General features: G+C 72.4%; 26 protein-coding genes. 18 read left to right on the top strand and 8 right to left on the bottom strand.

The features are described 5' to 3' along the window. The first annotated feature begins 51 nt into the window (after nucleotides 1-51). The 3 genes from ACWCPF_RS27905 (at nucleotide 52) to ACWCPF_RS27895 (ending at nucleotide 2271) form a co-directional block, all read left to right on the top strand. Nucleotides 52-201, top strand: coding sequence for a hypothetical protein (locus ACWCPF_RS27905; protein ID WP_451047856.1), 150 nt, complete (start codon nucleotides 52-54; stop codon nucleotides 199-201). Between the two features lie 24 nt (nucleotides 202-225). Further along, entirely contained in the window at nucleotides 226-1215 is a 990-nt protein-coding gene (locus ACWCPF_RS27900; RefSeq protein ID WP_451047855.1) for a phosphotransferase family protein, read from the top strand. A 138-nt stretch (nucleotides 1216-1353) separates the two neighbouring features. After that, nucleotides 1354-2271, top strand: coding sequence for an endonuclease/exonuclease/phosphatase family protein (locus tag ACWCPF_RS27895; protein ID WP_451047854.1), 918 nt, complete (start codon nucleotides 1354-1356; stop codon nucleotides 2269-2271). Between the two features lie 94 nt (nucleotides 2272-2365). Here ACWCPF_RS27895 and ACWCPF_RS27890 read toward each other — a convergent pair whose 3' ends face one another. The 3 genes from ACWCPF_RS27890 to ACWCPF_RS27880 are packed head-to-tail and all read right to left on the bottom strand — an operon-like array spanning nucleotide 2366 to nucleotide 8034. Further along, a complete protein-coding gene (locus tag ACWCPF_RS27890; RefSeq protein ID WP_451047853.1) occupies nucleotides 2366-5284 on the bottom strand; it encodes a hypothetical protein in 2919 nt (972 codons plus the stop codon). A gap of 3 nt (nucleotides 5285-5287) precedes the next feature. Then, nucleotides 5288-6598, bottom strand: coding sequence for a hypothetical protein (locus ACWCPF_RS27885; protein WP_451047852.1), 1311 nt, complete (start codon nucleotides 6596-6598; stop codon nucleotides 5288-5290). Further along, nucleotides 6598-8034: a hypothetical protein gene (locus ACWCPF_RS27880; RefSeq protein ID WP_451047851.1), complete on the bottom strand. Its 1437-nt coding sequence runs from the start codon at nucleotides 8032-8034 to the stop codon at nucleotides 6598-6600. The genes ACWCPF_RS27885 and ACWCPF_RS27880 overlap by 1 nt, the downstream gene beginning before the upstream one ends. Before the next feature lie 117 nt (nucleotides 8035-8151). Between ACWCPF_RS27880 and ACWCPF_RS27875 the strand changes: the two genes are divergently transcribed. Then, nucleotides 8152-8577 (top strand): hypothetical protein, encoded by a 426-nt coding sequence (locus ACWCPF_RS27875; protein WP_451047850.1) that lies wholly within the window; start codon nucleotides 8152-8154, stop codon nucleotides 8575-8577. A gap of 40 nt (nucleotides 8578-8617) precedes the next feature. Beyond that, the gene (locus ACWCPF_RS27870) at nucleotides 8618-9475 is read left to right on the top strand and encodes a DUF3592 domain-containing protein (RefSeq protein WP_451047849.1); all 858 of its coding nucleotides are present in this window, start codon (nucleotides 8618-8620) and stop codon (nucleotides 9473-9475) included. Between the two features lie 3 nt (nucleotides 9476-9478). Here ACWCPF_RS27870 and ACWCPF_RS27865 read toward each other — a convergent pair whose 3' ends face one another. Next, the gene (locus ACWCPF_RS27865) at nucleotides 9479-9931 is read right to left on the bottom strand and encodes an Lrp/AsnC family transcriptional regulator (protein WP_451047848.1); all 453 of its coding nucleotides are present in this window, start codon (nucleotides 9929-9931) and stop codon (nucleotides 9479-9481) included. Between the two features lie 116 nt (nucleotides 9932-10047). Here ACWCPF_RS27865 and ACWCPF_RS27860 point away from each other — a divergent pair, with 116 nt between their 5' ends. The 3 genes from ACWCPF_RS27860 to ACWCPF_RS27850 all read left to right on the top strand — a co-directional run bounded on the left by ACWCPF_RS27860 (nucleotide 10048) and on the right by ACWCPF_RS27850 (nucleotide 12643). Next, nucleotides 10048-10665, top strand: a complete 618-nt coding sequence (locus ACWCPF_RS27860; protein ID WP_451047847.1) for a LysE family translocator — start codon at nucleotides 10048-10050, stop codon at nucleotides 10663-10665. 49 nt (nucleotides 10666-10714) lie between these two features. Then, entirely contained in the window at nucleotides 10715-11194 is a 480-nt protein-coding gene (locus ACWCPF_RS27855; protein ID WP_451047846.1) for a PaaI family thioesterase, read from the top strand. Nucleotides 11195-11326: 132 nt separating this feature from the next. Then, on the top strand, nucleotides 11327-12643 hold the full coding sequence (locus tag ACWCPF_RS27850) for a cytochrome P450 (protein WP_451047845.1): 1317 nt from the start codon (nucleotides 11327-11329) through the stop codon (nucleotides 12641-12643). On the opposite strand, the gene ACWCPF_RS27845 is transcribed toward ACWCPF_RS27850, so the two are convergent. Next, nucleotides 12640-13569: a LysR family transcriptional regulator gene (locus ACWCPF_RS27845; RefSeq protein WP_451047844.1), complete on the bottom strand. Its 930-nt coding sequence runs from the start codon at nucleotides 13567-13569 to the stop codon at nucleotides 12640-12642. The genes ACWCPF_RS27850 and ACWCPF_RS27845 overlap by 4 nt on opposite strands. Nucleotides 13570-13639: 70 nt before the next feature. On the opposite strand from ACWCPF_RS27845, the gene ACWCPF_RS27840 reads away from it, so the two are divergent. The 3 genes from ACWCPF_RS27840 (at nucleotide 13640) to ACWCPF_RS27830 (ending at nucleotide 15891) form a co-directional block, all read left to right on the top strand. Further along, nucleotides 13640-14458 carry a cyclase family protein gene (locus ACWCPF_RS27840; protein WP_451047843.1) on the top strand — a complete coding sequence of 273 codons (819 nt, stop codon included), beginning with the start codon at nucleotides 13640-13642 and terminating at the stop codon, nucleotides 14456-14458. 124 nt (nucleotides 14459-14582) lie between these two features. Then, nucleotides 14583-15395 carry a hypothetical protein gene (locus ACWCPF_RS27835; protein ID WP_451047842.1) on the top strand — a complete coding sequence of 271 codons (813 nt, stop codon included), beginning with the start codon at nucleotides 14583-14585 and terminating at the stop codon, nucleotides 15393-15395. Between the two features lie 58 nt (nucleotides 15396-15453). Continuing rightward, nucleotides 15454-15891, top strand: coding sequence for a hypothetical protein (locus tag ACWCPF_RS27830; RefSeq protein ID WP_451047841.1), 438 nt, complete (start codon nucleotides 15454-15456; stop codon nucleotides 15889-15891). A gap of 4 nt (nucleotides 15892-15895) precedes the next feature. Here the strand turns inward: ACWCPF_RS27830 and ACWCPF_RS27825 are convergent, their stop codons facing one another. Then, a complete protein-coding gene (locus tag ACWCPF_RS27825; protein ID WP_451047840.1) occupies nucleotides 15896-16327 on the bottom strand; it encodes a VOC family protein in 432 nt (143 codons plus the stop codon). A gap of 145 nt (nucleotides 16328-16472) precedes the next feature. Here ACWCPF_RS27825 and ACWCPF_RS27820 point away from each other — a divergent pair, with 145 nt between their 5' ends. The 5 genes from ACWCPF_RS27820 to ACWCPF_RS27800 all read left to right on the top strand — a co-directional run bounded on the left by ACWCPF_RS27820 (nucleotide 16473) and on the right by ACWCPF_RS27800 (nucleotide 22134). Then, entirely contained in the window at nucleotides 16473-17072 is a 600-nt protein-coding gene (locus ACWCPF_RS27820; protein WP_451047839.1) for a hypothetical protein, read from the top strand. Between the two features lie 14 nt (nucleotides 17073-17086). Then, nucleotides 17087-18346, top strand: a complete 1260-nt coding sequence (locus ACWCPF_RS27815) for a peptidoglycan-binding protein (protein WP_451047838.1) — start codon at nucleotides 17087-17089, stop codon at nucleotides 18344-18346. Beyond that, nucleotides 18343-19047, top strand: a complete 705-nt coding sequence (locus ACWCPF_RS27810; protein ID WP_451047837.1) for an ABC transporter ATP-binding protein — start codon at nucleotides 18343-18345, stop codon at nucleotides 19045-19047. The genes ACWCPF_RS27815 and ACWCPF_RS27810 overlap by 4 nt, the downstream gene beginning before the upstream one ends. An 89-nt stretch (nucleotides 19048-19136) precedes the next feature. Further along, nucleotides 19137-20318, top strand: coding sequence for an ABC transporter permease (locus tag ACWCPF_RS27805; protein WP_451047865.1), 1182 nt, complete (start codon nucleotides 19137-19139; stop codon nucleotides 20316-20318). Nucleotides 20319-20469: 151 nt separating this feature from the next. Further along, a complete protein-coding gene (locus ACWCPF_RS27800) occupies nucleotides 20470-22134 on the top strand; it encodes a sensor histidine kinase (protein WP_451047836.1) in 1665 nt (554 codons plus the stop codon). Here ACWCPF_RS27800 and ACWCPF_RS27795 read toward each other — a convergent pair. Continuing rightward, on the bottom strand, nucleotides 22095-22802 hold the full coding sequence (locus tag ACWCPF_RS27795) for a response regulator transcription factor (RefSeq protein WP_451047835.1): 708 nt from the start codon (nucleotides 22800-22802) through the stop codon (nucleotides 22095-22097). The two genes, ACWCPF_RS27800 and ACWCPF_RS27795, sit on opposite strands and share 40 nt — an antisense overlap. Nucleotides 22803-23016: 214 nt before the next feature. Between ACWCPF_RS27795 and ACWCPF_RS27790 the strand changes: the two genes are divergently transcribed. Beyond that, a complete protein-coding gene (locus ACWCPF_RS27790) occupies nucleotides 23017-23772 on the top strand; it encodes a flavodoxin family protein (RefSeq protein WP_451047834.1) in 756 nt (251 codons plus the stop codon). Nucleotides 23773-23982: 210 nt separating this feature from the next. Here ACWCPF_RS27790 and ACWCPF_RS27785 read toward each other — a convergent pair whose 3' ends face one another. Next, complete coding sequence (locus ACWCPF_RS27785) at nucleotides 23983-25356, bottom strand: DUF3533 domain-containing protein (protein WP_451047833.1); 1374 nt, start codon at nucleotides 25354-25356, stop codon at nucleotides 23983-23985. A 208-nt stretch (nucleotides 25357-25564) separates the two neighbouring features. On the opposite strand from ACWCPF_RS27785, the gene ACWCPF_RS27780 reads away from it, so the two are divergent. Further along, nucleotides 25565-26539: a TAXI family TRAP transporter solute-binding subunit gene (locus ACWCPF_RS27780; protein ID WP_451047832.1), complete on the top strand. Its 975-nt coding sequence runs from the start codon at nucleotides 25565-25567 to the stop codon at nucleotides 26537-26539.

The raw sequence follows: 26539 nt of genomic DNA, 5'->3' as shown, positions 1-26539 counted from the left end.
CGTCCGCCCTTCCCATACTCTTCATGGATGTGAACGACGTTCATATGTGCGTTGATCGGTGAGCATGCCACGACGCCGTTGCGTGCGAAAGGGGTCACGCAGCGTTTATTGGCCTGGACCGGGCGCTCCATCGTCGGCGGCGCGTGGAAAGAAACCGATCGTCTCCAGGCCGTCGGCCCCGGTAAGGTGCGCGGGCTGTGATGACGGAACGGTGGTGGGGCGGACATGACACCTGGCGCGGAGACGCGGGAGCAGTTGGCGGCTGCGGCGCGGGCCGCGCTGGGTGGCGGGCGGCGGCTGGAGGCGGTCGAGCGGATCACCGGCGGCAGCAAGAAGGGCGTGTACCGCCTGGTCATGGACGATGCGACAACGGCGATCGCCTACCTCTGGGACGACGCCGAGAACTACTGGCCGGCGGCCGAGGGCGACGACGACCTCACCGACCCCTTCTCGCCCGGTCTCGGCCTCGACCTGTTCGAGGCCGCGCACGCCCGGCTGCACGCGCTCGGCGTCCATGTCCCGGCGATCCGTCTCGTCGACCGCGACGGCGGCCACTGCCCGGCCGACCTCGCGATCGTCGAGGATCTCCCGGGCGAGACCCTGGAGCGACTCCTCGCGCGCGACCCTCGCACGGCCGCGCCCGTCATGGCCCGGCTCGGGGAGGCGCTCGACGCGATGCGGCGGCATCGCGCGCCCACGTACGGCAAGGTGGCCGTCGTCGACGGGGGAGGCGCATCGCGCGGGACGTCCTGCGAGGGAGTCGTCCTGGACCGTGCGCTGCGCGACCTTGCCGAAGCCGCGGCGCGTGACCCGCGGATCGCCGGAGCCCGCGACCGGCTGGAGGAACGCCTGTCGCGTCTCGCGGCGGCGGTGCGCCCTCGCGCGCGGTACGCGGTCGTGCACGGCGAACTGGGCCCCGACCATGTACGGGTGGACGCGAGCGGGAACCCCGTGGTGATCGACATCGAGGGCACGATGTACTTCGACGTCGAGTGGGAGCACGTCTTTCTGCGGATCCGGCTGCACGACGCCTACCGGCCGCTGGAGACGGACGGCCTGGACGAGGACCGCCTCGCGCTCTACATGCTGGCCCAGCGGCTCTCCCTGACGGCCGGTCCACTGCGGCTGCTCGACGGGGACTTCCCCGACCGGGCGTTCATGGCGGACATCGCCGAACACAATCTGCGGCAGGCGTTGGAACTGGTCCACGACTGAACGGGCGGCGGATCGCCGTCGCCCACCTCTTTCGGTCGTGTACACCCGCACATTTCGGCATGTTCATGACTGTCATGCGTGGTCGGTCCAGACTGCAGGTGCACGACTCGCCCGGCAACCGCCACAGAAGGAGTTCCTGTGCCGAACGACAGCCGAGTCACTCGTCGCCTGAGTCTGAAGACCGCTATCGTCGCGGCGATGGCCCTGCCCCTGCCCCTGCCCCTGTCCCGTACCGCCCCGGCCGCCGCGGCGGCGGAACTCGCGGAACTCGCCGGCCCCCGGCTCGACGTGATGTCCTTCAACCTGCGGTTCGCGAGCACCCTCCTGCCCAACAGCTGGGCCGTGCGCAGGCCGGTGATGCGCGAACTGCTGCGGCAGCAGGCGCCCCAGGTCATCGGCACCCAGGAAGGCCTCCACCAGCAACTCCTCGACATCGCCACCGACCTCGGAGCGAACTACCGCTGGATCGGCACCGGACGCGCGGGCGGCACCCGCGACGAGTTCATGGCCGTCTACTACGACATCCGCCGCCTCGCGCCGGTCGAGTACGCCCACTTCTGGCTCTCCGACACTCCGGACGTGCCCGGCTCGAACACCTGGGGCGGCGGCTCCATCCGCATGGTCACCTGGGTCCGGTTCCGCGATCTGCAGGACGGCGACCGGCAGTTCTACGTCCTCAACACCCACCTCGACAACCTCAGCCAGTACGCGCGCGAGCGGTCCGCGTCCCTGATCGCCCAGCGCATCGCCGGGTTCGACCAGTCCCTGCCCGTCGTCGTCACCGGCGACTTCAACGTGGCGGCCCACAAGAACAAGGTCTACGACACGATGCTCGGAGCCGGACTGGTCGACACCTGGGACGCGGCTGCCGAGCGCAGCGCCCTCTACGCGACCTTCCACGGCTACCTGCCGCTGACGCCCGGCGGCGACCGGATCGACTGGATCCTGGCCACGCCGGAAGTTACCGTGCACCGGGCCTCGATCAACACCTTCGCTCTGAACGGGCAGTTCCCCAGCGATCACCTGCCCGTACAGGCCGCGCTGACCCTGGGCTGACACCGGCCGCACCTGGGTGAAGAGGGCCGCCAGGAACCCCTTCCCGGCAGGAATCCCCTCCCGTCGGGAATCCCCTCCCTCCACGGAGGGGCATTCACACGACGACGCACGTCATGGCCGCCCACAGCAGGGGCGAGTGCTCGATCCGGCCGTCGGTGCGCCACCGGTCGAGTCGCTCGCGCTGCCAGCGGCCGAGCCGGTGCACGGGGTCAGGGTCCTCGTGGGCGGTGTCGACGGCGACGATCGCCTCCGACAGCGGGCGTACGGAGTCGTCCAGCCCGGCCAGGCGGTGGAACGCGAAGCTGGTCGGCAGCACCCAGCGGGTGGCGGTGACCAGTTCGGCACCGTTGTGGATCATCGCCGTGGCCAGGCCGAACGACTCGGCGAACCGCAGATCGCCACCGCTCTCACAGCCGATCAGGGCGACCCGCGGCGGCGCGGGCCAGATCCGCGCCCCCGGCTCCCCGTCGGCCCGCAGGGGCAGCGTGCCCAGCAGCAGATCCTTGGCCGACAGCGGCCGATGCGTACGGACCGCCTCCGCCAGGCCGACGGTGTCCGGACCGCAGGACAGATGCAGGGTGCCGTCCTCGCTCTGCCCGCCCTCGACCGGCGCGCCGCCCACGTGCCCGACGTACAGCAGTCGGCGTGCCCCCTTGCGGAGCACGCCGCTCAGCCAGTCCCGGTCCAGGTCGGTGCGGCGGAACGCCTCCACCGGGTCGTCGAGGGACGGCTCGACGGCACCGGCGTCCAGGCGGCTGCGGACCAGCGACAGCAGCTCCGGATCCGAGCCGGGCGGCCCCAGCACCGAGCCGAGCGGTGAGTCGGCGCGGAATCCGGGCACCCGGGGGTCGAGGACGAGCACGACCGGGCCGGTGTCCCGCGCCGGGCCTTCAGGAGCGCGCCGCACCGTGTTCTGTCGTCGCAACGACGTCGGCGCGGTGGTCACCACGTCCGCCAAGTCGATGAGCCGGGTGTCGGCGTCGTCGACGGCCAGCAGTTCCCAGGGGACTTGAGCGACCCGGGGCGACGGCTGGATGCGGACCAGCGGGCGGCCCGCGCGCTCCGCCACCTGGCGGAGCTGCGCCGTCAGCCCCTCCGGCCACAGCGCCTCCGCCAGCGTCCGCGCGAGCCGTCGCTCGGTGCGGTGCTCGGCCAGCGCGCCCGACTCGAACGCCCGCCGCATCCCGGCCGTCCCCTCGCCCGAACCGGGGAGCGCCTCGGCCAACTCACCCACCGCACGGTCGACTTCGGCCGCGGGACCGTGTCCGGTGCCGAATCCCTGGGCGCCGCCCGCCCAGGTCCAGGTCATGAACAGGTCGCCCGCGTCGGCCAGCCGGATCTGGACCACGGGACGGGCGGTGAGCTCGTCGGTGATCCAGAACGGCACTTCCTCCTCGTCCACGATCCGTCGGCGATAGCGGAACTCGGCCGCCGCGATGAACTCCTGGAGCGCGACGCGGCCGGACTCCGCCGACATCCGCACCTTCGGAGGCGGCGCGACCCGCAGCCCGGCGGACGCGGCGGCCTCGGCGGCCACACCCCCGAGGGCCGTCGGCCCTTCGTCGCCGTACGCCTTCATGCCCGCGTCCGGGAAGACCGACGGCCCGCCGTGCCCGTCGTGCCCGCCGTCGGAGCCCGGACCGGGGCCCAGGGCCAGGGCGGCGCCCGCGCACCGGTGTTCCACGAGCTCGAACAGGAGCCCCTGGTCCTGGCGGCGCACGGCGAGCCGGAAGGCCAAGTGCATGGCCCTGTCCGCCAGTTGAAGCCACTGGGCCCGCGCACGGGCGGTGACGAAGTCGTGGCGTGCCGCGGCCAGCGCCAGGGCGGCGGGCAGGGCGAGCGAGAGCGCGGTGTCGATGGACCGCGTCTCGTGCGGGCCGTGGTCCGTCCGGTTCAGGTTGTCCTCGAGGGTGCCCGCGAGCATCAGGTCGACCTGGGCGCACCGCTCGTGGATCTCCCGCGCCTGGTAGACGTCCCGGGCCTCCTGGGCCAGCCGCTTCATCTCCTCGATGTCGCCCCGCTCGTAGGCATGTTGGGCGCCCAGCAGCATGGTGTCGGCGGCGGCGACCGCGGCCCCGAGCCGCTGGAACCGGTCCAGGCTCGCCGCCATGAGCTCGCTCGCGCCGACGGCGTCCCCGCGCAGTCCCGCGAGATGGCTGCGGGCCTGCTCACAGACCGCGAGATCACCGAACCGCCGCTGTCGCTCGAAGAAGGCCGACGCCTCCGCGAACAACCGCTCCGCCAGGTCGAGTTCACCTCGCTGCATCGCCAGGGACGCCCGGTGCGCGAGCAGGGTCTGCCGCTCGCCGGTGTCGCCCAACGCCCGGAAGCCGTCGTCCGCGCGGGCGAGATAGTCCTCGGCCAGGTCGAACCGCCCGGTCGTGGCACAGATCGTGCCGAGCGCGGTCAGCAGACGCGGGACGGTCTCCGCGGCGGTCGGCGCAGTCGTGGACAGCAGGAGCGTGGCCTGTTCCTCCGCCCTTCCCCACTCGCCTCGGTTCATCAGCAGGAGGACCCGGTTCAGGCCGAGTTCGGCGGCGCGCAGCCCGTCGGGGTCCGCGAACTCGGGGAACAGGGCCGCCGCTTCGTCCAGGCAGGCCAACGACTCGTCCAGTCGTCCCGTCCTGCTCAGCACGTCAGACCTGGCGATGAGTGTCTTCAGCACGGTTTCCAGCCACAGTTGACGGCCCTGCGGGCCCATCCGCGCCGACGCGATGCCGTCGAGCAGGGCCCGGGACCGGTCGACCGCGTCCTCCGCTGCGGGCAGGTCGGAGGCGGTGAGGAGGACGACGGCGAGGTCGGACAGCACGTGCGCGCGCAGGAACCGCACGTCGGGCGAGTCCTCGATGGACTCGGCCAGGGCGAGCAGCTCGCCGTAGACGGCGCACGCGGCCCCGAAGTCGGCGGCCATGTGATGCTCATGGGCCTGGGCGAAACCGCTGTCGAACGGCTCCCCGTACAGCTGCGTCGCCTGCGCCTGCGCCTGCGCCTCTGACTCGTTCGCGTCCGGCATCCGTCAGTAGTCCTCACTGGTGGCGGTGGCGGCCAGGGTCTCGGCGAGGAAGGGCGCGGAGGCCGAGACGGAGTCGTACGTGCCGTACGTTCCGGACGCGTCGGCGGAGGTCCGGGGCTGTGCCGCGGCGGCCAGTCGGCGTCGGGCCAGGGCGCGGACCGCGTCACGCTCGGCGCGGCCCCCGGCACCGGCGCCCGGGTCGAAACCGGGCAGCAGGACGGCGACTTCGACCCGCGGCGGGGTCGTCGCGGCCGGCGGATCGAGACGCGGGTTCAGGTCGAGATCCGTCCGGCCCGTCCATACGTCGTCCCGTCTGGCGAGCGGAACCCGGCTCGGCGGGCCGCCGTTCACGCGGACCTCCGCGACGAGCGGCGCACCCGCGCCGGGAGCCGCGAGGTGCGCGACGACCTCGACCTCGATCCGGCGGCGCGCACCGAGCGCGCGGGCGGTCCAGGACACCGAGTCCTCGGCGGCGTCGACGAACCCCGGCGGATAGCGGCGCCAGTCGTTCGTCCCCGAGCCGCGGGCGATGACCCGGCCGCCGGAGACGTGCGCGTCGCCTGCCGCGAGGGCATAGCCGTCCCGCCGAGCGAACAGCGCGCCCGCATCGACCGGCGTACCGGCGGGGCCCCGCTCCAGCGCCGAGCGGAGGTCGCGCAGGGCCGGCCCGTCCAGCCCGGCGCAGTCCGCCGCGTCGTCGATCAGCCGCAGGACATTGCCCAAGTGGCTTGCCGTGTGGGCCGGTTGCGGTGCCGAGCGCCACCACTGGATCAGCGGGCCGAGTCCGGCTTGGTGCTCCTCGATGAGTTCGGGCACGCAGTCGTCGGGCTGGTCGCCGAAGTCGTCGAACAACTGCTGGCACCGGTGGGTGAGCGCGGCCGACTCCAGGCCGAGCACGTCCGGTTCGAGCACCGCGATGCCGTCGGTGTACGACGCCGGCCACCACCGGGCCGCCCAGTGCCCGAACCCGAGCCGGGCGGCACCGCCCGCGAGAGCCCCGAGATCCGCCGGTACGGGGCCCACCTCGCCGTCCCCCGTCGCGCACGCGTGCACCGCGGCAGCGGCGGGCTCGCCGTAGACCGCCCACAGCCACTGCTGCGCCCGCCCCACGTCATGGATCTCCGCCACCGGCGGCCCCGGCTCCCCGAGGACGGGCCGGACCAGCACCGCCCCCGCGACGTCGAGAACGCAGCGCGCGAAGTCGGGGGCCACGGCGTCCACATCGTCGAGGGCGACGACAGGACGGCCCGCGGCGACCCGGATCGTGCCGTCCGCGCCCCGCGTGACGTGGATGCGCGTCCCGTCCCCCGCCATCACGCGCTCCTCGGCTCGGCCGTGTCCACGGCGGTCGTCGTCGACAGGGTGCGCAGCGCCGAGCGGACCCGGGCGCGGTGGTCCATCATCACCGAGCGGGCGACCCCGTCGAGCACCGCCCAGACCGCGGCGAGATCCCCCAGGGGCGCGGCGCGGACGTCTCGCCCGTGCAGCCGCACCCACAACCGCCGCATATAGGCGGCCCAGGGCGTGCGAAGGTCCTGGGCGAGGGCGTCCAGAACGCCGGTACTGGTGCCGGTGTCGCCGCCGCTGCTGTCGCTGCCGTCCGGGTCGGGGCGGGGAGAAACGGTCATCCTGCGGGCGCGCAGGACCGATGCCTCCCGTCGCCAGCGGCTGTTGACGGCCCGGTGCGCCGCGGTGCGCCCCGCCGCGGGGTCCCCGGCGCCCAGCGGATCGAGGCCGACCGCGAGCCGCCCGCCGAGCACGACGGCGACGCGCAGACTCTCGTCGTGCAGGCCGAGCGGCGCGCAACTGCGGCCGACCTCCCGCCGTACGAGATCCGGCACCGTCGGCAGCTCCTCGCGCCGCGACGACGACTGGAGCACGACGAAGAGCCGTTCGAAGAGCGTGCGGTCGAACGGCGCGGGAAGCGTGGCGGTGGAGGCGGCGCGGCCGACCTCCGGTCGCGGCGGCGCAGGGCGCGCGGTCAGTCCCAGATGCGCCGGCAGCCCCCCTTCGCCCCAGACCTCGCCCGCACGCGCCCACAACGCCCGGCCGAACAGCGCTCCGTGCCCCGCCTCGACCATGGCCGCGTACACCGGCGACTTCCCCGCCGACCCCGCCCGCCTTACCGACCCCACCGGCCCCGTCGTACCGCACGCTTCGAGCACCTCGCCCGCCAGCGCGACCGCCACACCGAGGTCGGCGGCGACCGGCTGCCGACCGGCCCACGCGACGGCCAGCTCGCCGTCGAGCCGGGCCCGCCGCGCGGCGTCCGCCAGATGGTCCTTCAGCGCTTCGACGGTACGTCCGCCGCCCGCGTCCGCCACGTCCTGCACCACGCCCCGCGCCACGGCGTCCGCGTCGGTGGAAGGCGCCCCGTGCTCGGTCGCCAGCTCGAAACACCGCTGGAAGTACAGATCCTGGGGGTGACCCGCCACGATTCCCAGGGCCCGGCGGGTCTTCTTGAGCAGCGTGAACCACTGTGCCGTCGCCCGAAGACGCGCACCGGACTCCTGGACCAGCGCGTCGAGCCGCGCGGCCTGCGCCGGTGCGAGGAAATCCGCCGCGAGTTCGGGACTCAGCGACGGCCTGACGATCAACGGCAGCACGATCAGCTTGACCGTCCGCGTCAACGGCGCCCCGCCGGGCCCGCTCAGCGACTCCAGCCCCGGCCCGAGGCCCCGCCAGGCACGGTCGATGACCAGGGCGCGCGATCGGCATGCATCGGTCGGCTGGCTGGGCGTCGGCGGCATGCGGCGAGCGTACGTCGTGCGGGAACGGGCGGGCGAACCTGGGATCGGTAGGGAGTTCGGGCCGCCTAGCGTCCACACCGTGCACCGCACATGACATCACCACAAGGAGGAGCGGTCATGGGAATCTTCAGCAAGCGTGGCAAGAACCGCGAGGAGCGGGCCGCCGAGATCGCCGACAAGGTGGCGAGCGGCAAGGGGTTCTACGGCCGAACCACCCGCGCCTTCCTCGGACAGCAGGACTTCGCCGCGGTCCAGCAGACGATCGGCGCCTACAAGTCCGGCCAGGACGTCCAGCAGCTGCTCGCCATGGGCGCCCCGACCGTACCCGCCGTCGTCGTGTCGATCGGCGACACCGGCCGGCTGGTCAACCACGACCCGGTCGTCGACCTCGTCCTCCAGCCGTCCGGGACGACCGGCCCGGTCACCCTCCAGACCGTCGTGTCCAAACTGCGCATCCCCCGCACCGGCGACCAGGTCCTGCTGGTCGCCGACCCCGCGCGCCCGGGCGGCTACCTCTACGCCGGGGACGGAGTGGCCCCGTGACCTCGCCCGTGCCCGAGAGACCCCGGAACCCTGACATCTGATGAGGGGTCACGAGGTGCTGGAGTTCTGGTGGGCGATACCCGCCGCGGCGGCGCTGCTCGGCTACGCGCGCTCGCTCGCCGGGGTGACCCGGGCCCAGCGGGCGGTATGGGCGACGGCGCGGATCGTGGCGGTGGAGCAGCCGGCCCACGGCGACTCCGGGAAGCCCGGGATACCGGTGACGCTCACGTTCCAGGACCCGGGCACCGGCCAGGAGTTCACCCTGTCGAACGCCGGCAAGCACGGCGACGCGATCGAGGAGGCCTGGGTGGGCCGCGAGGTCGAGGTGAGCTACCCGCCCGGGCAGCCTCTCCGGTTCGCCGTCGGGCTGGGCGGCGCTGGGGAGTGGACCGGACGCGAGGGCCCCGACTGCGCGGTCATGCTCCTCCTCGTCGGGCTGGTGATCCACGCGGCCGTCCGCTGGGGCTACCCGTGCGCACTGCTCGGCTTCGGCGTGCTGCTGACGGCTGCCGCGGTGCGGAGCCCCGACATCCGGATCGTGCGTGCCCGCAACGCCCTGCTGGCCTCGGCCGTGGCGGTCCCGGCCCGGGTGGTGGCCGTCACCGACGATGTCCACACCGACAGCGAGTCCGGGCGCGACATCGTCGTCCACGCCCCGGTCATCGCCTTCACCACGCGCGAGGGCGTCGAGGTCACCGTCCTGGCGCACGGGGCCGTCCCCGATCCGGGCCGGTCCCTCCATCGCGCCCTCACCCTCCACTACGCCCCCACCGATCCGGCCGTCTACACCCCCGACCTCGCGGCCGACCGCCGTTCGGGAGCGAAGGGCATCGCCTTCATCGTCGCCCTCCTGCTGGCCGGGACGGCGGGGGTGGTGGTCGGCGCAGTCATGTTGTGACGCCTACTCGGGCAGCGGCCGGTCCTGGACGACGTTCTTCATGACGAGGGTGGAGGTCAGGCGCTGGACGCCCGGCAGCCGGGCCAGCCGCTGGTCGTAGAGCTGCTGGTAGGCGGCCAGATCGGTGGTGGCGACGCGCAGCAGGTAGTCGGGGTCGCCGAAGAGGCGCTGGGCCTGGATGACATGCGGGATCGCGGAGACGCCCTCCTCGAAGGCGGCGACGGTGTCGCTGTCCTCCCAGCGCAGGGTGACGAAGACGAGAGCCTCGAAGTGCAGACCGACGGCGGCCGGGTCGACGACGGCGCGGTAGCCGCGGATCGCGCCCTCGCGTTCGAGGTCGCGCAGTCGGCGATGGCAGGGCGAGACGCTCAGCTGCACGCGGGCGGCCAGCTCGGTGACGGTCAGACGGCCGTCCACCTGTAGCTCGGTAAGAATCTTCCGGTCCAGGGCATCCATGGGACAGATTCTCCCTCAGAAGGCGCGATCGTGAAGCAAAGGAGAAAACATTTTCGGGCGAATCCGGTCTAATCTTCCCACTCAGGCAAAGTGCGCGAGAGGGATCGGATCGATCGATGGACACGACGACGGTGGCGGCATTCCTGGCAGTGGATCTGCTGCTGGTGTTCACTCCGGGCGCGGACTGGGCCTATGCGATCTCGGCAGGGCTGCGGGACCGGTCGGTCGTCCCGGCGGTCGCCGGGCTGATAGCCGGGTACGCGGGCTACACGCTGCTCGCCGTCGCCGGCCTGGTGGTGCTCGTCGCGAGCTCGGCGACCGTCCTCACCGCGCTCACCGTCGCCGGGGCCGCGTACCTGATGTGGCTGGGCTGGGGCGTGCTGTCGCGGCCGGCGGTCCTGGGCGCGTCCACGGAGCCCCTGGCCTCCTCGCGCGGGCAGATCATGCTCAAGGGCGCCGGGATCAGCGGCCTGAACCCCAAGGCGCTGCTGCTGTACTTCTCGCTGTTACCGCAGTTCATCGACTCCGCGGGCGGCTGGCCGGTCGCCGCCCAGACGGGTCTGCTCGGCGCGCTCCACATGACCGCCTGCGCCGTCGTCTACCTCGCGGTCGGCGTCGTCGCCCGCACCGTGCTGAAGACCCGGCCCTCGGTGGCCCGAGCCGTCACCCGCGCCTCCGGTGCCATGATGATCGCCATCGGCGGGTTCCTGCTGGTGGAGCGCCTGGCCGGCTGACGAGTCCCCCTGCCCCCCCGCTGCCTACGGACGAGACGAAGGAGTGCACGTGGAAGGTCGGACGCAGCCGGAACCGGCGAGCCCCGAGATCCAGGCCCGGATCCGGGCCGGCTTCGACCGGCAGGGACTGATGAGCCACCTCGGCGCACGGATCACGCTCATCGCACCGGGCGAGGTGCACATCGTGCTCCCGAGCCGCCCCGAAGTCACCCAGCAGCACGGCTACTTCCACGCCGGCGCGACCAGTGCCATCGCCGACACGGCGGGCGGCTTTGCGGCCTTCACCCTCTTCCCCGAGAACACCGAGGTGCTCACCGTCGAGTACAAGATCAACCTTCTCGCGCCCGCCGTCGGCGATCACCTCGAAGCGGTCGGAACCGTCCTCAGGGCCGGACGCACGCTGACCGTGTGCCGGCTGGAGGTGTTCGGCGTCCAGGACGGCGAAGGCGAAGGCGAACGCGAAGGCGATCGCAAGCTGGTCGCCAACGGGCAGCAGACGCTGATCCGGGTGAACGGGCGAGAGCAGTGAGCAGTGCCCGAGCGGTGAGCCGGCAGCCGGCAGCCGGCAGTCGGCAGCCGGGCGAGGAGCGCCGACGCCGTCCTGCGACGTTTCGCCCCATATCTTGATCGAATTCCAGCCGCCGGACACTAACATGGGCTGATGGGCACTCCCACCTCACTGTTGCGGGCTTTTCGGCCCCAAGTCCAAGAGCGTCTCTACGACTTCTACGAAGAGCTGAGGAGCGCCGACGACCTCTACTGGGACCGCAGCCTGCGCGCATGGATCGCGACCGGGCACGCGGTGGTCAGCAAAGCGGCCGGTGACCCGGGCCTGTCCTCGGTGCGCTACCCCGACATCGAGACCGTCCCCGAGGAACTGCGGCCGCTGGCCCGGGTCCTGAGCCGGCAGATGCTCTACAGCGACGCCCCCGACCACCCCCGGCTACGGGCGCTGATCAGCAGGGCCTTCACTCCCCGGGCCGTGGAACCGCTCCGCGCCCGGATCTTCGAAGCCGTCGACCGGATCATCACCGACGCGGCGCCGACCGGGCGGATGGACATCGTCGCGGACCTCGCCCGACCCCTGCCGCTCACCATCATCTGCGACCTCCTCGACGTACCGCAGCAGGACCGCCCCGCGCTCGCCTCCTGGTCGGAGCCGATCGCCGAGGCCATAGGCAACTCCCGGCTCGAAGCGGACCGCAACCGCGAGGCCTCGCAGAGCATGACGGACCTGCTCGCCTACTTCCGCGAGCTCCTCACCCGCCGTGACACCCCACCGGCCCCCCACACCCTGCGCGCCCTGGTGACCGCCCAGGCCGAGAACGCCGACCAGGACCTCGACGAACTCCTCGCCAACTGCGCCCTGTTGCTGATCGCCGGCCACGAGACCACCACCCACTTCATCGGCAACGCCACCCTCGCCCTGCTCCGCCACCCGCACGCGGCCGACCAACTGCGCAGCAGGCCTGAGCTGATGCCCGCCGCGGTCGAGGAACTCCTGCGCTACGACGCCCCGGTACAGCTGATGCTGCGCACGGCCCGGCACGACCTGGACCTGGCCGGCCGCACCATCGCCGAAGGTCAGACCGTGCTCCTGGTGGGCGGCGCCGCCAACCGGGATCCGGCCGTGTTCCCCGATCCCCATGTGCTGGACTTCGAACGGCCCGGCGGACGGCACATGGCGTTCGGGCACGGCCCGCACTTCTGCCTCGGCGCGGCGCTGGCCCGGCTGGAAGGCGGCATCGTCCTGGAAGCACTCCTCACCCGGCTCCCCGGCCTGCGGCTCGACGGCGCCGCACCGCCCCAGTGGCAGCGCAGCCTAAACTTCCGCGGACTCACCCGCCTGGACGTCGCCTTCACCCCGCCCGCGGACGACCACGACCACGACACCGGTACGCGGGCCACACCGGCCCACGTCTCCGCAGGCGGCTGCCCCGTCAGCGGTGCGGACAACGCGACGGGCCCGTACGGCTAGGCGTTGGCGACCGGGGTCAGCCCCAGGCTCACCGCGGCTTCCTGGAGGGCGTCCACCAGGGCGGAGGTCAGCGGGTCGGGACCGGCGGGGGAGGCGCGCAGGACGGCGGCGATACGGCGGTGACCGGCGACCGGCACGGTCGGGAGGGTGACCGTCTCGGGCGGGGCGTCGGCCAGAGCCAGCGTGGGGACCACGGCCGCGCCGAGACCGGACCGCACCAGTGCGAGGACGGTGGGGAACTCCCGGCAGGTGTGCATGCGCCGCGCGGTGAAGCCGTACTGCCGGGAGATCCGTTCCAGGGCGCGACGGCAGGCGGTGCCCGAGGGGCCCGCGACCCACGGGCGGTCGGCGAGATCCCGGACCGTGCGAGGCGGCGGGGTCCAGCCGACGGGCGTCACGACGCGGTACTCGTCGTCGGCCACCGGGACGGCCGCCAGGTCCCTGGCCTGCCGGTCCGGGGCGGGGTCGTCGGAGTCGTACTCCACGACCACCAGGTCCAGGCCGCCGGTGCGCAGTTCGCGCAGCGCCTCGGGGCCCTCCAGCTCGACCACCCTCGGCTCCAGGCCGGGACGGGTGCGGGCGAGGGCGTCGAGGGCCGGGACCAGCAGATGACTGACCGCGGTCGAGAACGCGGCGATCGCCACCGGGCCGGTCGCCCGCCCGGTGAACTCGGCCAGTTCGCGGCGCGCCTCGGCGAGTTCGTGCTCGATGCGCTCGGCGCGCGCGGCCAGCAGCTGCCCGGCGGGGGTGAGTCCGGCCCGGCGGCGCGAGCGGTCCACCAGCGGCTGGCCGACCTCGCGTTCCAGCTGGGCCAGGTGCTGGGAGACGGCCGAGGGCGTCAGATGGAGCACCTTGGCCGCGTCCACGACGCCGCCGCGCAGCGCGACGGCCCGCAGTACCCGCAGGCGCCGGGGGTCCAGTTCCATAAGTCGTACTGTAGTGCCACTTCAGAAAATCTTGCTTGTCGTCCAGTCGCACTGCACGGATGATCGGGTCATGAACGAAGACGACGAGCGGTGGCGTGCGCGATTCGACGCCGACGTGACCTTCGCGGGCGGCGGCCCGCAGACCCAGGCCTGGGGAACCACCGGTCCACGCCGGACGGCCCGCCGCCGCGCCGTCGATCTCAGCCACTCCATCCGGCACGGCATGATCACCTACCCTGGCGTGCCCGGGCCGGAGATCGGCGACCACCTGTCCCGGGAAGCCTCGCGGGCGCACTACGCGCCCGGCACCGAGTTCGCCATCGGACGCATCTCGATGACCGCCAACACCGGCACCTACCTCGACGCCCCCTTCCACCGCTTCGGCGACGGAACGGACCTCGCCGGGCTGCCGCTGTCCGGGCTCACCGACCTCGACGGCATCGTCGTACGCGTCGCGGACACGGGCCGACGGGCCGTGGACCGGGAACTGCTGCTTCCGTACGACGTCACCGGTCGGGCCGTACTGATCCACACCGGTTGGGACCGGTACTGGGGCACCGAGCGGTACGGAAACGGCCACCCCTACCTCACCGCGGCCGCCGCGGCCTGGCTCGTCGAGCAGCGCGCGGTCCTGGTCGGCATGGACTCGCTCAACATCGACGACACCGACGACGGCGACCGCCCCGCGCACACGACGCTGCTGGCCGCCGGCATCCCGGTCGTCGAGCACCTGCGCGGCCTGGAGCAACTGCCCCCGTACGGCTTCCGCTTCCATGCCGCGCCACCGGCCGTCGAAGAGATGGGCACCTTTCCGGTACGCGCCTACGCGCTCCTCGACGACGAGGGCGACGCGGCGGCGGCAGGCGACGACCGGGGTCAGGACGGGTGACCCGGGCGGAGGGGCTGCTCGCGGCCATCGGCCCGGCCACCCTCACACGGCGCCCGCCCCGGTTCCCGTGACCGCGCACGCGGTTCCGTAAAGCTTCGTTCGTCCTTCGGGGAAAGGGGATTCGGTGGCCCGTCGCACCGACACGTCCTGTCTGGCGGTGGCAGTCAAGGGCTACCTGCTGCTCACCATGTGGTCCTTCGTCGGCTCCGCCCTGGCGCTGCCGGTCGTCGTGGTCGACCTGATGGCCTCCCAGGACCCGCCGCAGCACCTGCGCGGCTTCGGGCAGCACGCGCTCGTGTACAGCGCACCCGTCGTCGCCGCCGCGGGAGTGGCCGCGTACATGAGCCGGACGCGTCGCGGGCCGTGGCGGGACGTCCTCGCCCGTACGGCCGTCGTACTCGTCCTGAGTCAGGCCGCCGTGCGCTGGGCCGATGCACGGTTCGACTCACCCGACTGGAACTCCCTTGTCCTGGCACCGGGTGCGGCCGCCGGGATCACCGCTTTCCTCTGCCGCCGAGCGGCGCGCTGGTGGGAAGACGGCGGTCTCAACGGCGGCCGGCGCCGCCCGGCCGCCGGCGAGATCTGGCACGCGCTGGTCCCGTTCCGGGAGTCCGCCGACGAACTGCCCCACTACTGCGTGGTCATGAGAGCCGGCTTCCGCCATGTCGAAGTGCTCCAGATCACCAGCCAGGACAAGGACGGCCGCGCCGACCACCTGCGCATCTCCAACGACGGCTGGGACTTCAACTCCGGCAAGGACCACTGGGTCGAGACGGGCCTCCCGCCGCGCCGGGTGCCGTACGAGAAGTTCAGCAAGACCAGGCCCCAGGGCCCCTGCCCGAAGCAGGCCTGGCGGCGGCTCCGAGCGAACCGCCTGGCGCCCGTCGCCGCCGGCTCTCCCACCCTGTGGACCCGGATCACGCAGTACCTCGGCTGAAGCGTCGGCCCGGGAAACGCGTGTCGCCGCAGCGCGCCGGGCATCTAGCCTGTGGCGCATGCACCAACCCCGAAGACGCGACCGGCGCTTGAGCCGCCGTATGCGGCCGGAGCCGACCCGGCGCCAGGCTTCGCGGCTCACGGTCGCGGGGGCCGATGTGGTGCTGGTCGGCTACTTCTCCGCGAAGGAGCGGGACTTCGCGACGCTCATGGCCTCCGCAGCCGCAGAACTGGCAGCGCGCGGCGCCCGGGTCGTCGGGCAGATCGTGCAGCGGCGGGGCGTTTCGGACGGCGGGGCCCGAAAGATGGGCCTGCCCTATTCCTCGCGGACTCTGCTGAGCTACGGCAAGGTTCGCGAGGCAGCCGAGACATGCGAGCAGGCCGACGCCGACGCGGCGGTCTTCGTCGCCTCGTTGACCGAGCGCCAGCGGCGTGCGCTGACAGCGATGCTCGGCCGCCCCGCCGTGAGCCTTGCCGACGTCCTCGCCGCCGACTGACCGCTCAGTCGAGGCAGAACTCGTTGCCCTCGATGTCCTGCATCACGATGCACGAATCGTCGCCGCCGTCATACAGGAGTCGCACGCGTACCGCGCCGAGCGGCACCAGCCGTGCGCATTCCGCTTCGAGCGCGGCCAGGCGCTCCTCGCCCACGAGCCCGGTGCCGACCCGCACGCAGAGATGCACCCGATTCTTGACGACCTTGCCTTCGGGAACGCGCTGAAAGAACAGCCGAGGGCCGACGCCCGAGGGATCACTGCACGCGAACCATGAACCCTGATCCTCAGGAGCCCGGGAGCGGTCGAAGTCGTCCCACGTGGCGAACCCCGCCGGTGGCGGCGCTACGACGTACCCCAGCACCTCGCACCAGAAACGAGCGACACGCTCAGGTTCCGCGCAGTCAAAGGTGACCTGGAACTGCCTGATCGATGACATCGGCGCACGATAACAGGGGCTCCGTCGCCATTGCAGCCGCATGATCAGCTGACAGGTTCTTCAAGGGTTCTTCATCATCTCCGCTCTACGGTCGGCCTGCCCGTCGCATTCACCGACGGACCGACAGGAGAGCGGGAGAGATCCGATGAGAACCAATCGCGTGTTACCGGCCGTGCTGGCCTCGATCGCGGCCTTCGCACTGACCGGCTGCGGCGGCGACGGCGATGCCGCGAAGGTGCCGACGGCCGCCGGCGGGGACTCGTCCGCCTCGGCCACGGCGACGGGCGGGCAGGGCGGCGGGGACGATGTGGCCGCCTATGTGAAGGCGCAGCGGGACTGGGTGCAGTGTCTGCGGGACAGCGGCGTCGACGCGCCGGACCCGGACGAGAAGGGCGAGGTCGACTTCGGCGGCGGCGACGGAGCACGCGCCCTGAAGAAGGATCCGAAGTTCGTCAGCGCGTCGGAGAAGTGCGCCGACAAGAAGGCCACCGTTCCCCAGAGCATCGAGGACGCCAACCGGCCCAAGCTCACTGCCGCGCAGATCAAGGTCGCGCGGGAGTACGCCGCCTGCATGCAGAAGAACGGCGCCCCCGACTACCCCGACCCCGGCCCCGACGGCTACCAGAAGAACGACAACTCGGGGATTTCCGAGTGGGATCAGAGTTCGGCCGGCGCCCAGCGCGCGACGCGCGTCTGCGCACCGATCTCCGGCAACCCGACGAACCAGCCCCCGGCCAAGGGCTGAAGATGACGCAGACAGTGACACGGACCGATGACGCGGACGGGACGCCTCCCGCGCCGCCTCCGCCTCGCGGCCGACGCCGACGGCGTACCGTGCTGATCGCCTCGGCCGTCGCCGTCGTGGCGGCGGTCGCCGGGGCCGGCGCGCTCGGGCTCGGCGGCGGAGAGGACAAGGCGCCGAGCGCTGCGCCCCGGAGCGGCTCCGTCGTGGCGGTGACGCGCGAGACGCTGACCGAACGCACCACGGTGGAAGGCAAGTTGGGCTACGGCACGGAACTGCCGCTGCCGGTCAAGGCCACCGGGACGGTGACCTGGCTGCCCGAGCAGGGCGCGACGGTCGAGCGCGGCGACGAGTTGCTCCGGGTCGACGACCGGCCGGTGACCCTCATGTACGGATCGCTGCCGATGTACCGGAGCCTGGGCACGACCCCCCAGGAGGACGAGCAGGACACGGCGGACGACCAGGACTCGGGCTCGGACTCGGCCTCGGACTCGGCCTCGGACTCGGGCTCGGGCTCGGGCTCGGGGGAGCAGCAGCCGGGCGCCGGCGACACCGGCGCCTCCCAACCGTCGAGCGAGCTGTGGGGTATGGATGTCATGCAGTTCGAGACCAATCTCGCCGCCCTGGGCTATACCGGCTTCACGGTGGACGAGCGATTCACCTCCGGCACCGCCGCGGCGGTCAAACGGTGGCAGAAGTCGCTCGGACTGGCCGAGTCCGGCACGGTCGGGGTGGGCGACGTCATCTACTCCGCCGGCAAGGTACGGATCGGCTCGGCCGGCGCCCGGCTCGGCTCGGCGGTCGGCGAGAACACCCTCACCTACACCGGTACCGCCCGGAAGGTGAGCGTCGACGCCTCCGCCGCGGACGCCTCCTGGGCCGTACGCGGGTCCGCCGTCACGGTCGAACTGCCCGACGGCACCTCCGTGCAGGGCAAGGTGGCGTCGGTGGGCAAGCAGGCGACCACCCCCGAGGGCGGCGAGGGCGGCGGCTCGGGGCAGCCCGCCACGATTCCCGTGACCATCACCATGGCGGACCAGCAGGCCATCGGGCGCTTGGAGAGCGGCCCGGTGACGGTCGAGTACGTGGGCCACGAGGTCAAGGACGTGCTGGCCGTCCCGGTCGCCGCCCTGGTCGCCCTCGCCGAGGGCGGGCACGGCCTGGAGACCGCGGACGGCCGGTTCGTCGCCGTGCGGACCGGACTCTTCGCCGACGGCAACGTGGAGGTCAGCGGTCCCACGGTCCGCGAGGGCATGAAAGTGAGGATCCCGGAGTGACGGCCGTCGTGGAGTTCGACGCGGTCTCCAAGACCTACCCCGGAGGCGTGGCGGCGGTACGGGACGTGAGTCTGCGCATCGGACGGGGCGAACTGGTCGCGATCGTCGGCCCGTCGGGCTCCGGGAAGTCGAGCATGCTCCACCTCATGGGCAGCCTCGACCACCCCTCGGCCGGCCGGGTCCTGGTCGACGGCCACGATGTGGCGAGCCTGTCGGACCGGGAGGTCTCCGCACTGCGGGCCACCCGGATCGGCTTCGTCTTCCAGCAGTTCCACCTCTCGGTCGGGGTGTCGGTACTGGACTCGGTGGCGGACGGCCTGCTCTATGCGGGCGTCCCGCCGCGCCGCCGCCGGGCCAGGGCGGCGGCCGCGCTCGCCCGGGTCGGGCTCAGCCACCGGGTGCACCACCTGCCGCACCAGCTGTCCGGCGGCGAGCGCCAGCGCGTCGCGGTGGCCCGGGCGGTGGTCGGCGGACCCTCGGTGCTGCTGGCGGACGAGCCGACCGGAAACCTCGACTCGGCGTCGGGCGCGACCGTCCTCACCCTGCTGCGGGAGCTGAACGCGGCCGGCACGACCGTCGTCGTCATCACCCACGACCGCGACATCGCGGCCGGGCTGCCGCGCCGCATCGAGCTGCGCGACGGCCGTCTGGTCGCCGACACGGCACAGAGCACGAGCACGACGATCGGGGCGCCTCGGTGACGGACCACACGACGAACGCCTCCGGGTCGGACCCGCACTCCGGTCCGACGGCGGCCGGGGCTCCGGTCCCGGGCCCGGTCCCGGCGCGGCTGCGGGCCGCGCGGCTGGGTCCGGTGGACGTCGTCCGGCTCGGCGGCACCGGTCTGCGGACCCGTCCGCTGCGGGTCTTCCTCTCCGCGCTCGGCATCGCCATCGGTGTGGCCGCGATGATCGCGGTGGTCGGCATCTCGGGCTCCGGCCGGGCGGAGGTCGACCGTCGGCTCGACGCGCTCGGCACGAATCTGCTGCGGGTCGCCCCCGGCCAGACCCTCGCCGGCGACGACGCCGAGCTTCCCCCGGAGTCCGTGGCGATGATCGGCCGTGTTCCCCCGGTGCAGCAGGTCGCCGCCACCGGCGAGACCGGCGCGAACGTCTACCGCAACGAGCGCATCGCCGTCGGCCGCACCGGGTCCCTGCACGTCCTGGCGGCCGGCGCCGATCTGCTGCCGGCCGTCGGCGGACAGCTCCGCAAGGGCCGCTGGCTGGACTCCGCGACCGACGAGTACCCGGCGGTGGTGCTCGGCTCGGCCGCGGCCCGCCGGCTCGACGTGTACACGCCCGGCACCCGGGTCTGGCTCGCCGAGCGCTGGTTCTCGGTGATCGGCGTCCTCGATCCGGTACCGCTCGCACCGGAGATCGACAGTGCGGCTCTGGTCGGCTGGTCGGCAGCCGAGAAGTACCTCCGCTTCGACGGCCATCCCTCGACGGTGTACGTCCGTGCCGAGGACAGCCAGGTCGCGTCCGTCCGGTCGGTCCTGGCGGCCACGGCGTACCCCGAGAAGCCCGGCGAGGTGCAGGTCTCCCGCCCCTCGGACGCTCTCGCCGCCCGCGAGGCAGCCGAGTCGGCGCTGACCGGCCTGCTGCTCGGCCTCGGCGGGGTGGCGCTCCTGGTCGGCGGGGTCGGGGTCGGCAACACCATGGTCATCTCGGTCCTGGAACGCCGCTCCGAGATCGGCCTGCGCCGTGCCCTGGGCGCGACACGGGGGCAGGTCCGCACACAGTTCGTCACGGAGTCCCTGCTGCTGTCGCTGATCGGCGGGCTCGGCGGAACGGCGCTCGGGACGCTGATCACGGCCGGATACTCTCTCAGCCGCGACTGGCCGACGGTCGTCCCGGCGTGGGCGAGCGCGGCGGGCATCGGTTCGACGCTCGTCATCGGCATGATCGCCGGCCTGTATCCGGCGGTCCGGGCCAGCAGGCTCTCACCGACGGAGGCCCTGTCCGGCACCTGAGCCACCGGCATTTGAGCCACCGGCACCGGAAGCCTTCGCCACGGTGAGCTTCCGTACGGTGGCCTTCCGTACGGTGACCTCCGTACGGACCAGGGGCGGTCTCGACCGGGACCGCCTCTGTCCTGGCACCTCTCGGAAGGAGTCCCGTGCGATGAGTTTTCGGCTCCGGGTCCTCGCCCTGCTCATGCTGGTCGCGCTGGCCGCCACCGCCGCCACCGCCTGGCTGACCCTGCGCCAGGCGAACCGCCAGGTGCAGGAGACCGTCGCGGCCGGTCGGCAGGATGTCTCTCGGATCACCGGCGACCTCCGCGCGTACGGGTTCGCGCACGGCACCTGGGACGGACTGTCCTCGACGGTGGCCGAGCTCGCGAAGAGCACCGGCCAGCGCATCCGGGTGACCACGGATTCCGACGTACTGCTCGCCGACTCCGACGCCCTCGCCGGTCGTGATCCGCGCCCGCTGAGCAACCAGCCCGCGGTCCTGGTCGACCCGCGTCCCGTCCTGCGGTTCGCCGCCGGCGAGACACCGCGGCTCTCGCTGAAGCAGGCCGCCGCGGCGACCGGCGCCTACCGCGCCGCAGTGGCCTACGCGGCCTGCCTCACGCGGGCGGGCGCCGAGCCGACGGCCCGGCCCGACGCGCGGGGCGTCCCCCGGATCAGCACGGACCGTCGGCCGACGCAGTGCGAGGAGCCCGACGGAGCAACGGATCCGCACATTCAGCAGGATCTCGACGCGCTGCGGGTATGCGAGTCCGAGCCGCAGTTCACCGCCTGTGTGCAGCGGGTGTTCAACGAACGGGTCGGTTCCCTCGCCCCGGCCCGGCTGTCGATCCGCCTCGGTGTCCGCAACGAGTCGCCGCCCACGCTGGCCGCCGCGCCCACGGTCGCCGTCGCGGTGGGGGTCGCCCTCGGGGTCATCCTGGGCGGTCTGCTCCTGAGCAGGGCCGTGCTGCGCCCCGTCCGTGCCATGACGCTCGCCGCGAAGGGGCTGGGGGAGGGCGACCTGGGGCGGCGGGTCCCCGTCTCCGGCCGCGACGAGATCGCGCAGCTCGGCGGCGCCTTCAACCGGATGGCCGACTCCATTCAGGCGGGCGAGGAACGACAGCGCCGCCTCACCAGCGACATCGCCCACGAACTGCGCACCCCGCTGGCCAATCTGCGCGGCTATCTGGAGGCGCTGCGGGACGGGATCGTCGAGCCGACCCCCGATCTGCTCGCCTCCCTCCACGAGGAGGCGCTGTTGCAGCAGCGGATCGTGGACGACCTCCAGGACCTCGCCCTCGCCGAGGCCGGGGCGCTCACCTATCACCGCACCGAGGTCGACCTGCGCGAGCTGCTGGAGGCCGGCCGCAGGGCCCACCGGGCCCAGGCCGAGGCGGCGGGCATCGCCCTGGAGCTGGAGGCGCCCCGGGCCGTCTACGTGACCGCCGACCCGGACCGGCTGCGCCAGGTCGTCGGCAACCTGGTCGGCAACGCGCTGCGGGCCACGGCCCTGGGCGGCACCGTGACCCTGGCCCTGGACCCGAACGCCGAGCCGGCCGTCCTGGAGGTACGGGACACCGGCACGGGGATACCGGCACAGGACCTGCCGTATCTCTTCGACCGCTTCTGGCGGGCGGACGCGGCACGGGGCCGCGCCACCGGCGGCAGCGGCCTCGGGCTGTCCATCGCCCGCCAGATCGTCACCGACCACCGGGGGACGATCGAAGTGCGCAGCACGGTCGGGGCGGGCACGACGTTCACCGTCGTCCTGCCCACGACTGCGGGGGCGGCGGCTCAGGCGAGCGCTGAGCCCGGACCGTCCGCGAGCCGGTAGCCCCGCCCGTACACCGTCTCCAGGTGGCCGGCCCGGCCCGGATCCGCCTCCAGCTTCCGGCGCAGATTCATCACGTGCGCGTCGACGGTCCGCTCCTGCACGTCCCGGTCGAACCCGAAGACGCGCTCGATGATCTGCGCCCGGGTGAAGACCCGGCCGGGCTCGCGGGCCAGTGCCTCCAGGATGGAGAACTCCTTGGACGTCAGCACCACCGGACGCCCCGCCACCCGGACTTCGAAGCGCGCGGTGTCCAGCTCCACCTCGCCGACCCGCAGCACGGCGGGCTCCGCCGCGCCGCCGGCCTTCTTGGACCTGCGCAGCAACGCCCGCACCCGCGCGGTCAGTTCGCGGGGACTGTACGGCTTGGTGAGATAGTCGTCGGCGCCGAGGTCGAGGCCGAGGAGCAGGTCCTCCTCGGTGGTGCGGGCGGTGAGCAGCAGAATCGGGACGTCCGACTCGGTGCGCAGGATGCGGCACACGTCGAGCCCGTCGACGAACGGCAGCATCACGTCGAGCACGATGAGATCGGGCTTCGCCGAACGGGCCCGGTCCAGCGCCGCGCGGCCGTCGGCCGCCACCTGCACCGCATGCCCTTCCCGCTCCAGATAGATCCGGATCAGCCGAGCCTGCTTCTCGTCGTCCTCGGCGACCAGAATTCGAGCGCTCAACGATTCTCCCCCAGCAGATTCCCGCGCATCCCAGAACCGTAGTACAGCAGCAGCCGGCAACTCCCGCCCAGGTCCGGCCCCTTCTTCGCCGATCGTGGATACGGCCGCCCGAGTCGGTCCCCGGCACCCGGGAGAGTCGGGCGGGGACAAAGGGAGCTGCGCGCGAGAGGCTGCCGCTGAGCCTTCCCGCCCCGCCTCATGTGAGGAGCCCGCCATGGCAGCATCGCCGTCCGCCGGCCGCCCGGCCGACACCCCCGCCGACGACGCGTACCGCTTCGACGACCTGACCGCCCTGTTCGTCAACTGCACCCTGAAGCCGTCGCCGCAGCAGAGCCATACCCAGGGGCTGGTCGACAAGAGCCGCGCGATCATGGAAGGGCGCGGTGTCGCCACGGACGAGTTCCGGGCCGTCGACCACGACATCGCGACCGGCGTCTACCCGGACATGACCGAGTACGGCTTCGCCACCGACGCCTGGCCGGCCCTGTACGAGCGGGTGATGGCCGCGGACATCCTGGTGCTGGCCGGGCCCATCTGGCTGGGCGACAACAGCTCGGTGACGAAGAAGGTGGTCGAACGGCTCTACGGCTGTTCCGGCCTCCTCAACTCCCAGGGCCAGTACGCCTATTACGGCCGCGTCGGCGGCTGTCTGATCACCGGCAACGAGGACGGGATCAAGCACTGCGCGATGAACGTCCTCTACAGCCTCCAGCACCTCGGCTACACGATCCCGCCGCAGGCCGACGCCGGCTGGATCGGCCCCGCGGGCCCCGGACCGTCGTACCTCGACCCCGGCTCGGGCGGCCCGGAGAACGACTTCACCAACCGCAACACCGCGTTCATGACCTGGAACCTGATGCACCTGGCGGCGCTCCTCAAGCGCGCGGGCGGCATCCCGGCCCACGGCAACCAGCGCTCCGAGTGGGACGCGGGCTGCCGCCTCGACGCCCCGAACCCCGACTACCGCTGACCGGCCGGGCAGCCGGTTCCGCGCCGTGGACATCGGCGAGCGGGGCCGAGCCGCCGAGACGCGAAAGGGCGGCGCAGCCGGAGGTGTACTCCGTGGCTGCGCCGCCCGCCGGCCCTCACGAAGGCCGGACGCGGTCGCCGGTGAGGCCGTCCCCTGCTCCCCGGCGGCCGTCCCGTGCTCCATGGGGCACGGGAGACCGAGGTGTTGCGGTTACGCGGTCGCCGGGGCCGTGGCCGGGGCTTCGGCGTTCGCCTCTTCGTGCTCGCGGTGGAGGAAGTGCCGCAGGCGGGTGAGGGCGCTCGGGTGGATGCGGTGCCAGCCCTTGTGGTCGTAGAGCCAGGTCAGGCCGAAGCCGACGATGAGGGCGATCAGGGTTCCGATGCCGATCGTGGTCCAGGCGCGGTCGAGTCCCGCGGCCATCTCCCCGTCGAAGTAGATGATGGCGCGGATGCCGTCGGTGAAAGCTCGCTGTGGTTCGAACATGGCGAGGAAGCGCCAGAACGGGGGCATCGCGTTCAGCGGGATCGCGCCGCCCGAGGTGGGGATGGAGGCCGCGATGAAGAAGATCACGCCGATGAGGACGCCAGGACCGCCCAGCACGGCCAGCATGGCCAGGGCGCCGATTCCCACCGCTGCGATCGCCGCACTGCTGAACAGCCACAGCAGCAGCGAATTCGGCAGGTCGAGATGGAGGGCCCACGTGGACATCGCCAGGATCGTGGCGGACAGGACCGGGGCCATGCCGACCATGATCAGGCACTTCGCCAGCAGGGTCTGGCGTCGGTTGATGCGCTGGGGAGCGACGACGTGTCGCTTGGGCCCGAATTCGCTCGGGGTGAACCCGAGGCCGCCGTCGAGCGACGCGTGCAGGAGGTTCGCGCCGAGGAAGCCGGAGAGCATCAGCAGGATCGCGTAGAAGAACGCGGTCATGCCCATGCCGGTGCGCTCACCCATGGGGGTGCCCTGCGTCGCGGTGATGGTGATGGGGTCCTTCAGCAGGGCCTGATTGGCGGCGGGCACCTCGGCTCCGGCCTGCTGGCTCTGCTGCAGGGCTCCCTGGGCGGCGCCCGAGGACGCGGCCTGGACCGCGTTCGTGGCGATCTTCTCGCCGATCGAGGCCGCCATGGCTCCCGAGCCGTGGTTGGTCAGGATCGTGACCTCGGGCTTCTCGGGGTGCGCGCCCATGAGGCTGAGCATCTTGGCGCTGTAGTCCTGCGGCAGGACGATCGCCGAATACAGCTCGTTCCGCCCCATCGCCTTCTTCGCGGCCTCCAGGGAAGAGTAGGTCTTCCACTCCACCTGCTTGTGGGGCTTCTGCGGTCGAGCGGCGATGCCCTTCACGATCTTGTCGCCGATGTTCATCGGCGGGGCCTGGCCCTTGGCAGCCCCCTGGTCCAGGCTGACCAGACCGATGGGAGCGTCCCGCAGGTCGCCGGTGGGATTCGCGATGCTGCCGTTGAAGAGCAGGGTGATGAGGGTGAGCGCAAGCGTGAGCAGCACGGCCGGCGGCAGCCAGAGCTTGGGCTTGCGTAGCAGGCGGACGGCAGTGACGTGCGCCGAATGGTCCGTGGGAGTGGGAGGCATGTCTCGGTTCCTGATTTCGTGAACTCGGGATGACTCTAAAACTATAGCTCTAACACTAGATCGCACGACCGGTTCAGTGGCAAGCTTTGCTAAAGGTGAGTCTAGTCATATAGGTACATCTGTGGATTTACCTCGCATCCAGGTCGCACGATCTGGGTGCGGACCGCAGAGCAGGACGAATGTCCGCGCTCTCAGGACAGGAGTCGTCATGAGTACATCCGCCGCCCCCACGGACCGGCCCGCCGAGCCCAGGATCGAGCGCTCTCTCACCTTGCAGCTGCGCGGTGACTGGGGCACGGCCGACCTGCATCGGGTCTGCGGCTGGATCGCCCAGGAGCTGGCGGACCGCTGTGGGCCGCGCACCCGGATCGCCACCTGGAACAGCCGGGGCCACGGCGACGCCGTCCGGGCCGTGGGCCGGGGCGAGGTCCAGGTGGCCCTGGCCGCCCCCGCCGCCTTCACCGTCGCGGCACTGGAGGGGAGCGGCGTGTACGCGGACGAGTCCTACCCCGACCTGCGTGCCGTGGGCGTGGTGCCCCGGCCGAACCGTCTGGTCGTGGCCGTGCACAAGGACCTCGGCATCACCACCTTCGCCGAACTGCGCGAGCACAAGCCGGCGCTGCGGCTCGCCACGTCCGTCAACGACGGTGAACACCACGTGGGCCTCGCCGCGCACGAGGTGCTGACCCGGTCGGGGGTCGACGTCGTCGGCTGGGGCGGCGAACTGCTGGAGAACGAGCGGCCGTTCGACTCGCTGGCCCAGGTGAGGGATGGCCGGGCGAACGCCATGGTCCAGGAGGCGGTCCGGCCGCAGGACTGGCAGGAGATCGGCCGCGACCTGAACTTCCTCGACATCGAGGAGGACGTCCTGACCGGCCTCTACGAGGACTTCTGCTGGCCGGCGACGACCGTGGCGGACGGCTGCTTCCCCGGCCGTGCCGCCTTCCGCACCCTCGACTTCTCCGACTTCCTGGTGCTCGCCCGCGCCGATCTCGCAGGCGACGTCGCCTACGCCGTCGCCTGGATCCTGGGGGAGACGCGGCACCTGTTCGACGGGCAGGACCACCCGGGCCCGGAGCGCGGCCCGGTCACCCGTCCCGTCGACCCCGCCGCCATGGGCCGAACCCCCATCCCCCTGCACGCCGGGGCCGCGCGCTACTACCGGGCCCTGTCCGCGTCATGA

It is taken from the genome of Streptomyces sp. NPDC001858, assembly GCF_053594615.1.
Note: the sequence above shows the minus strand (reverse complement) of the source record. Positions and strands in the feature narration are given on the sequence as shown.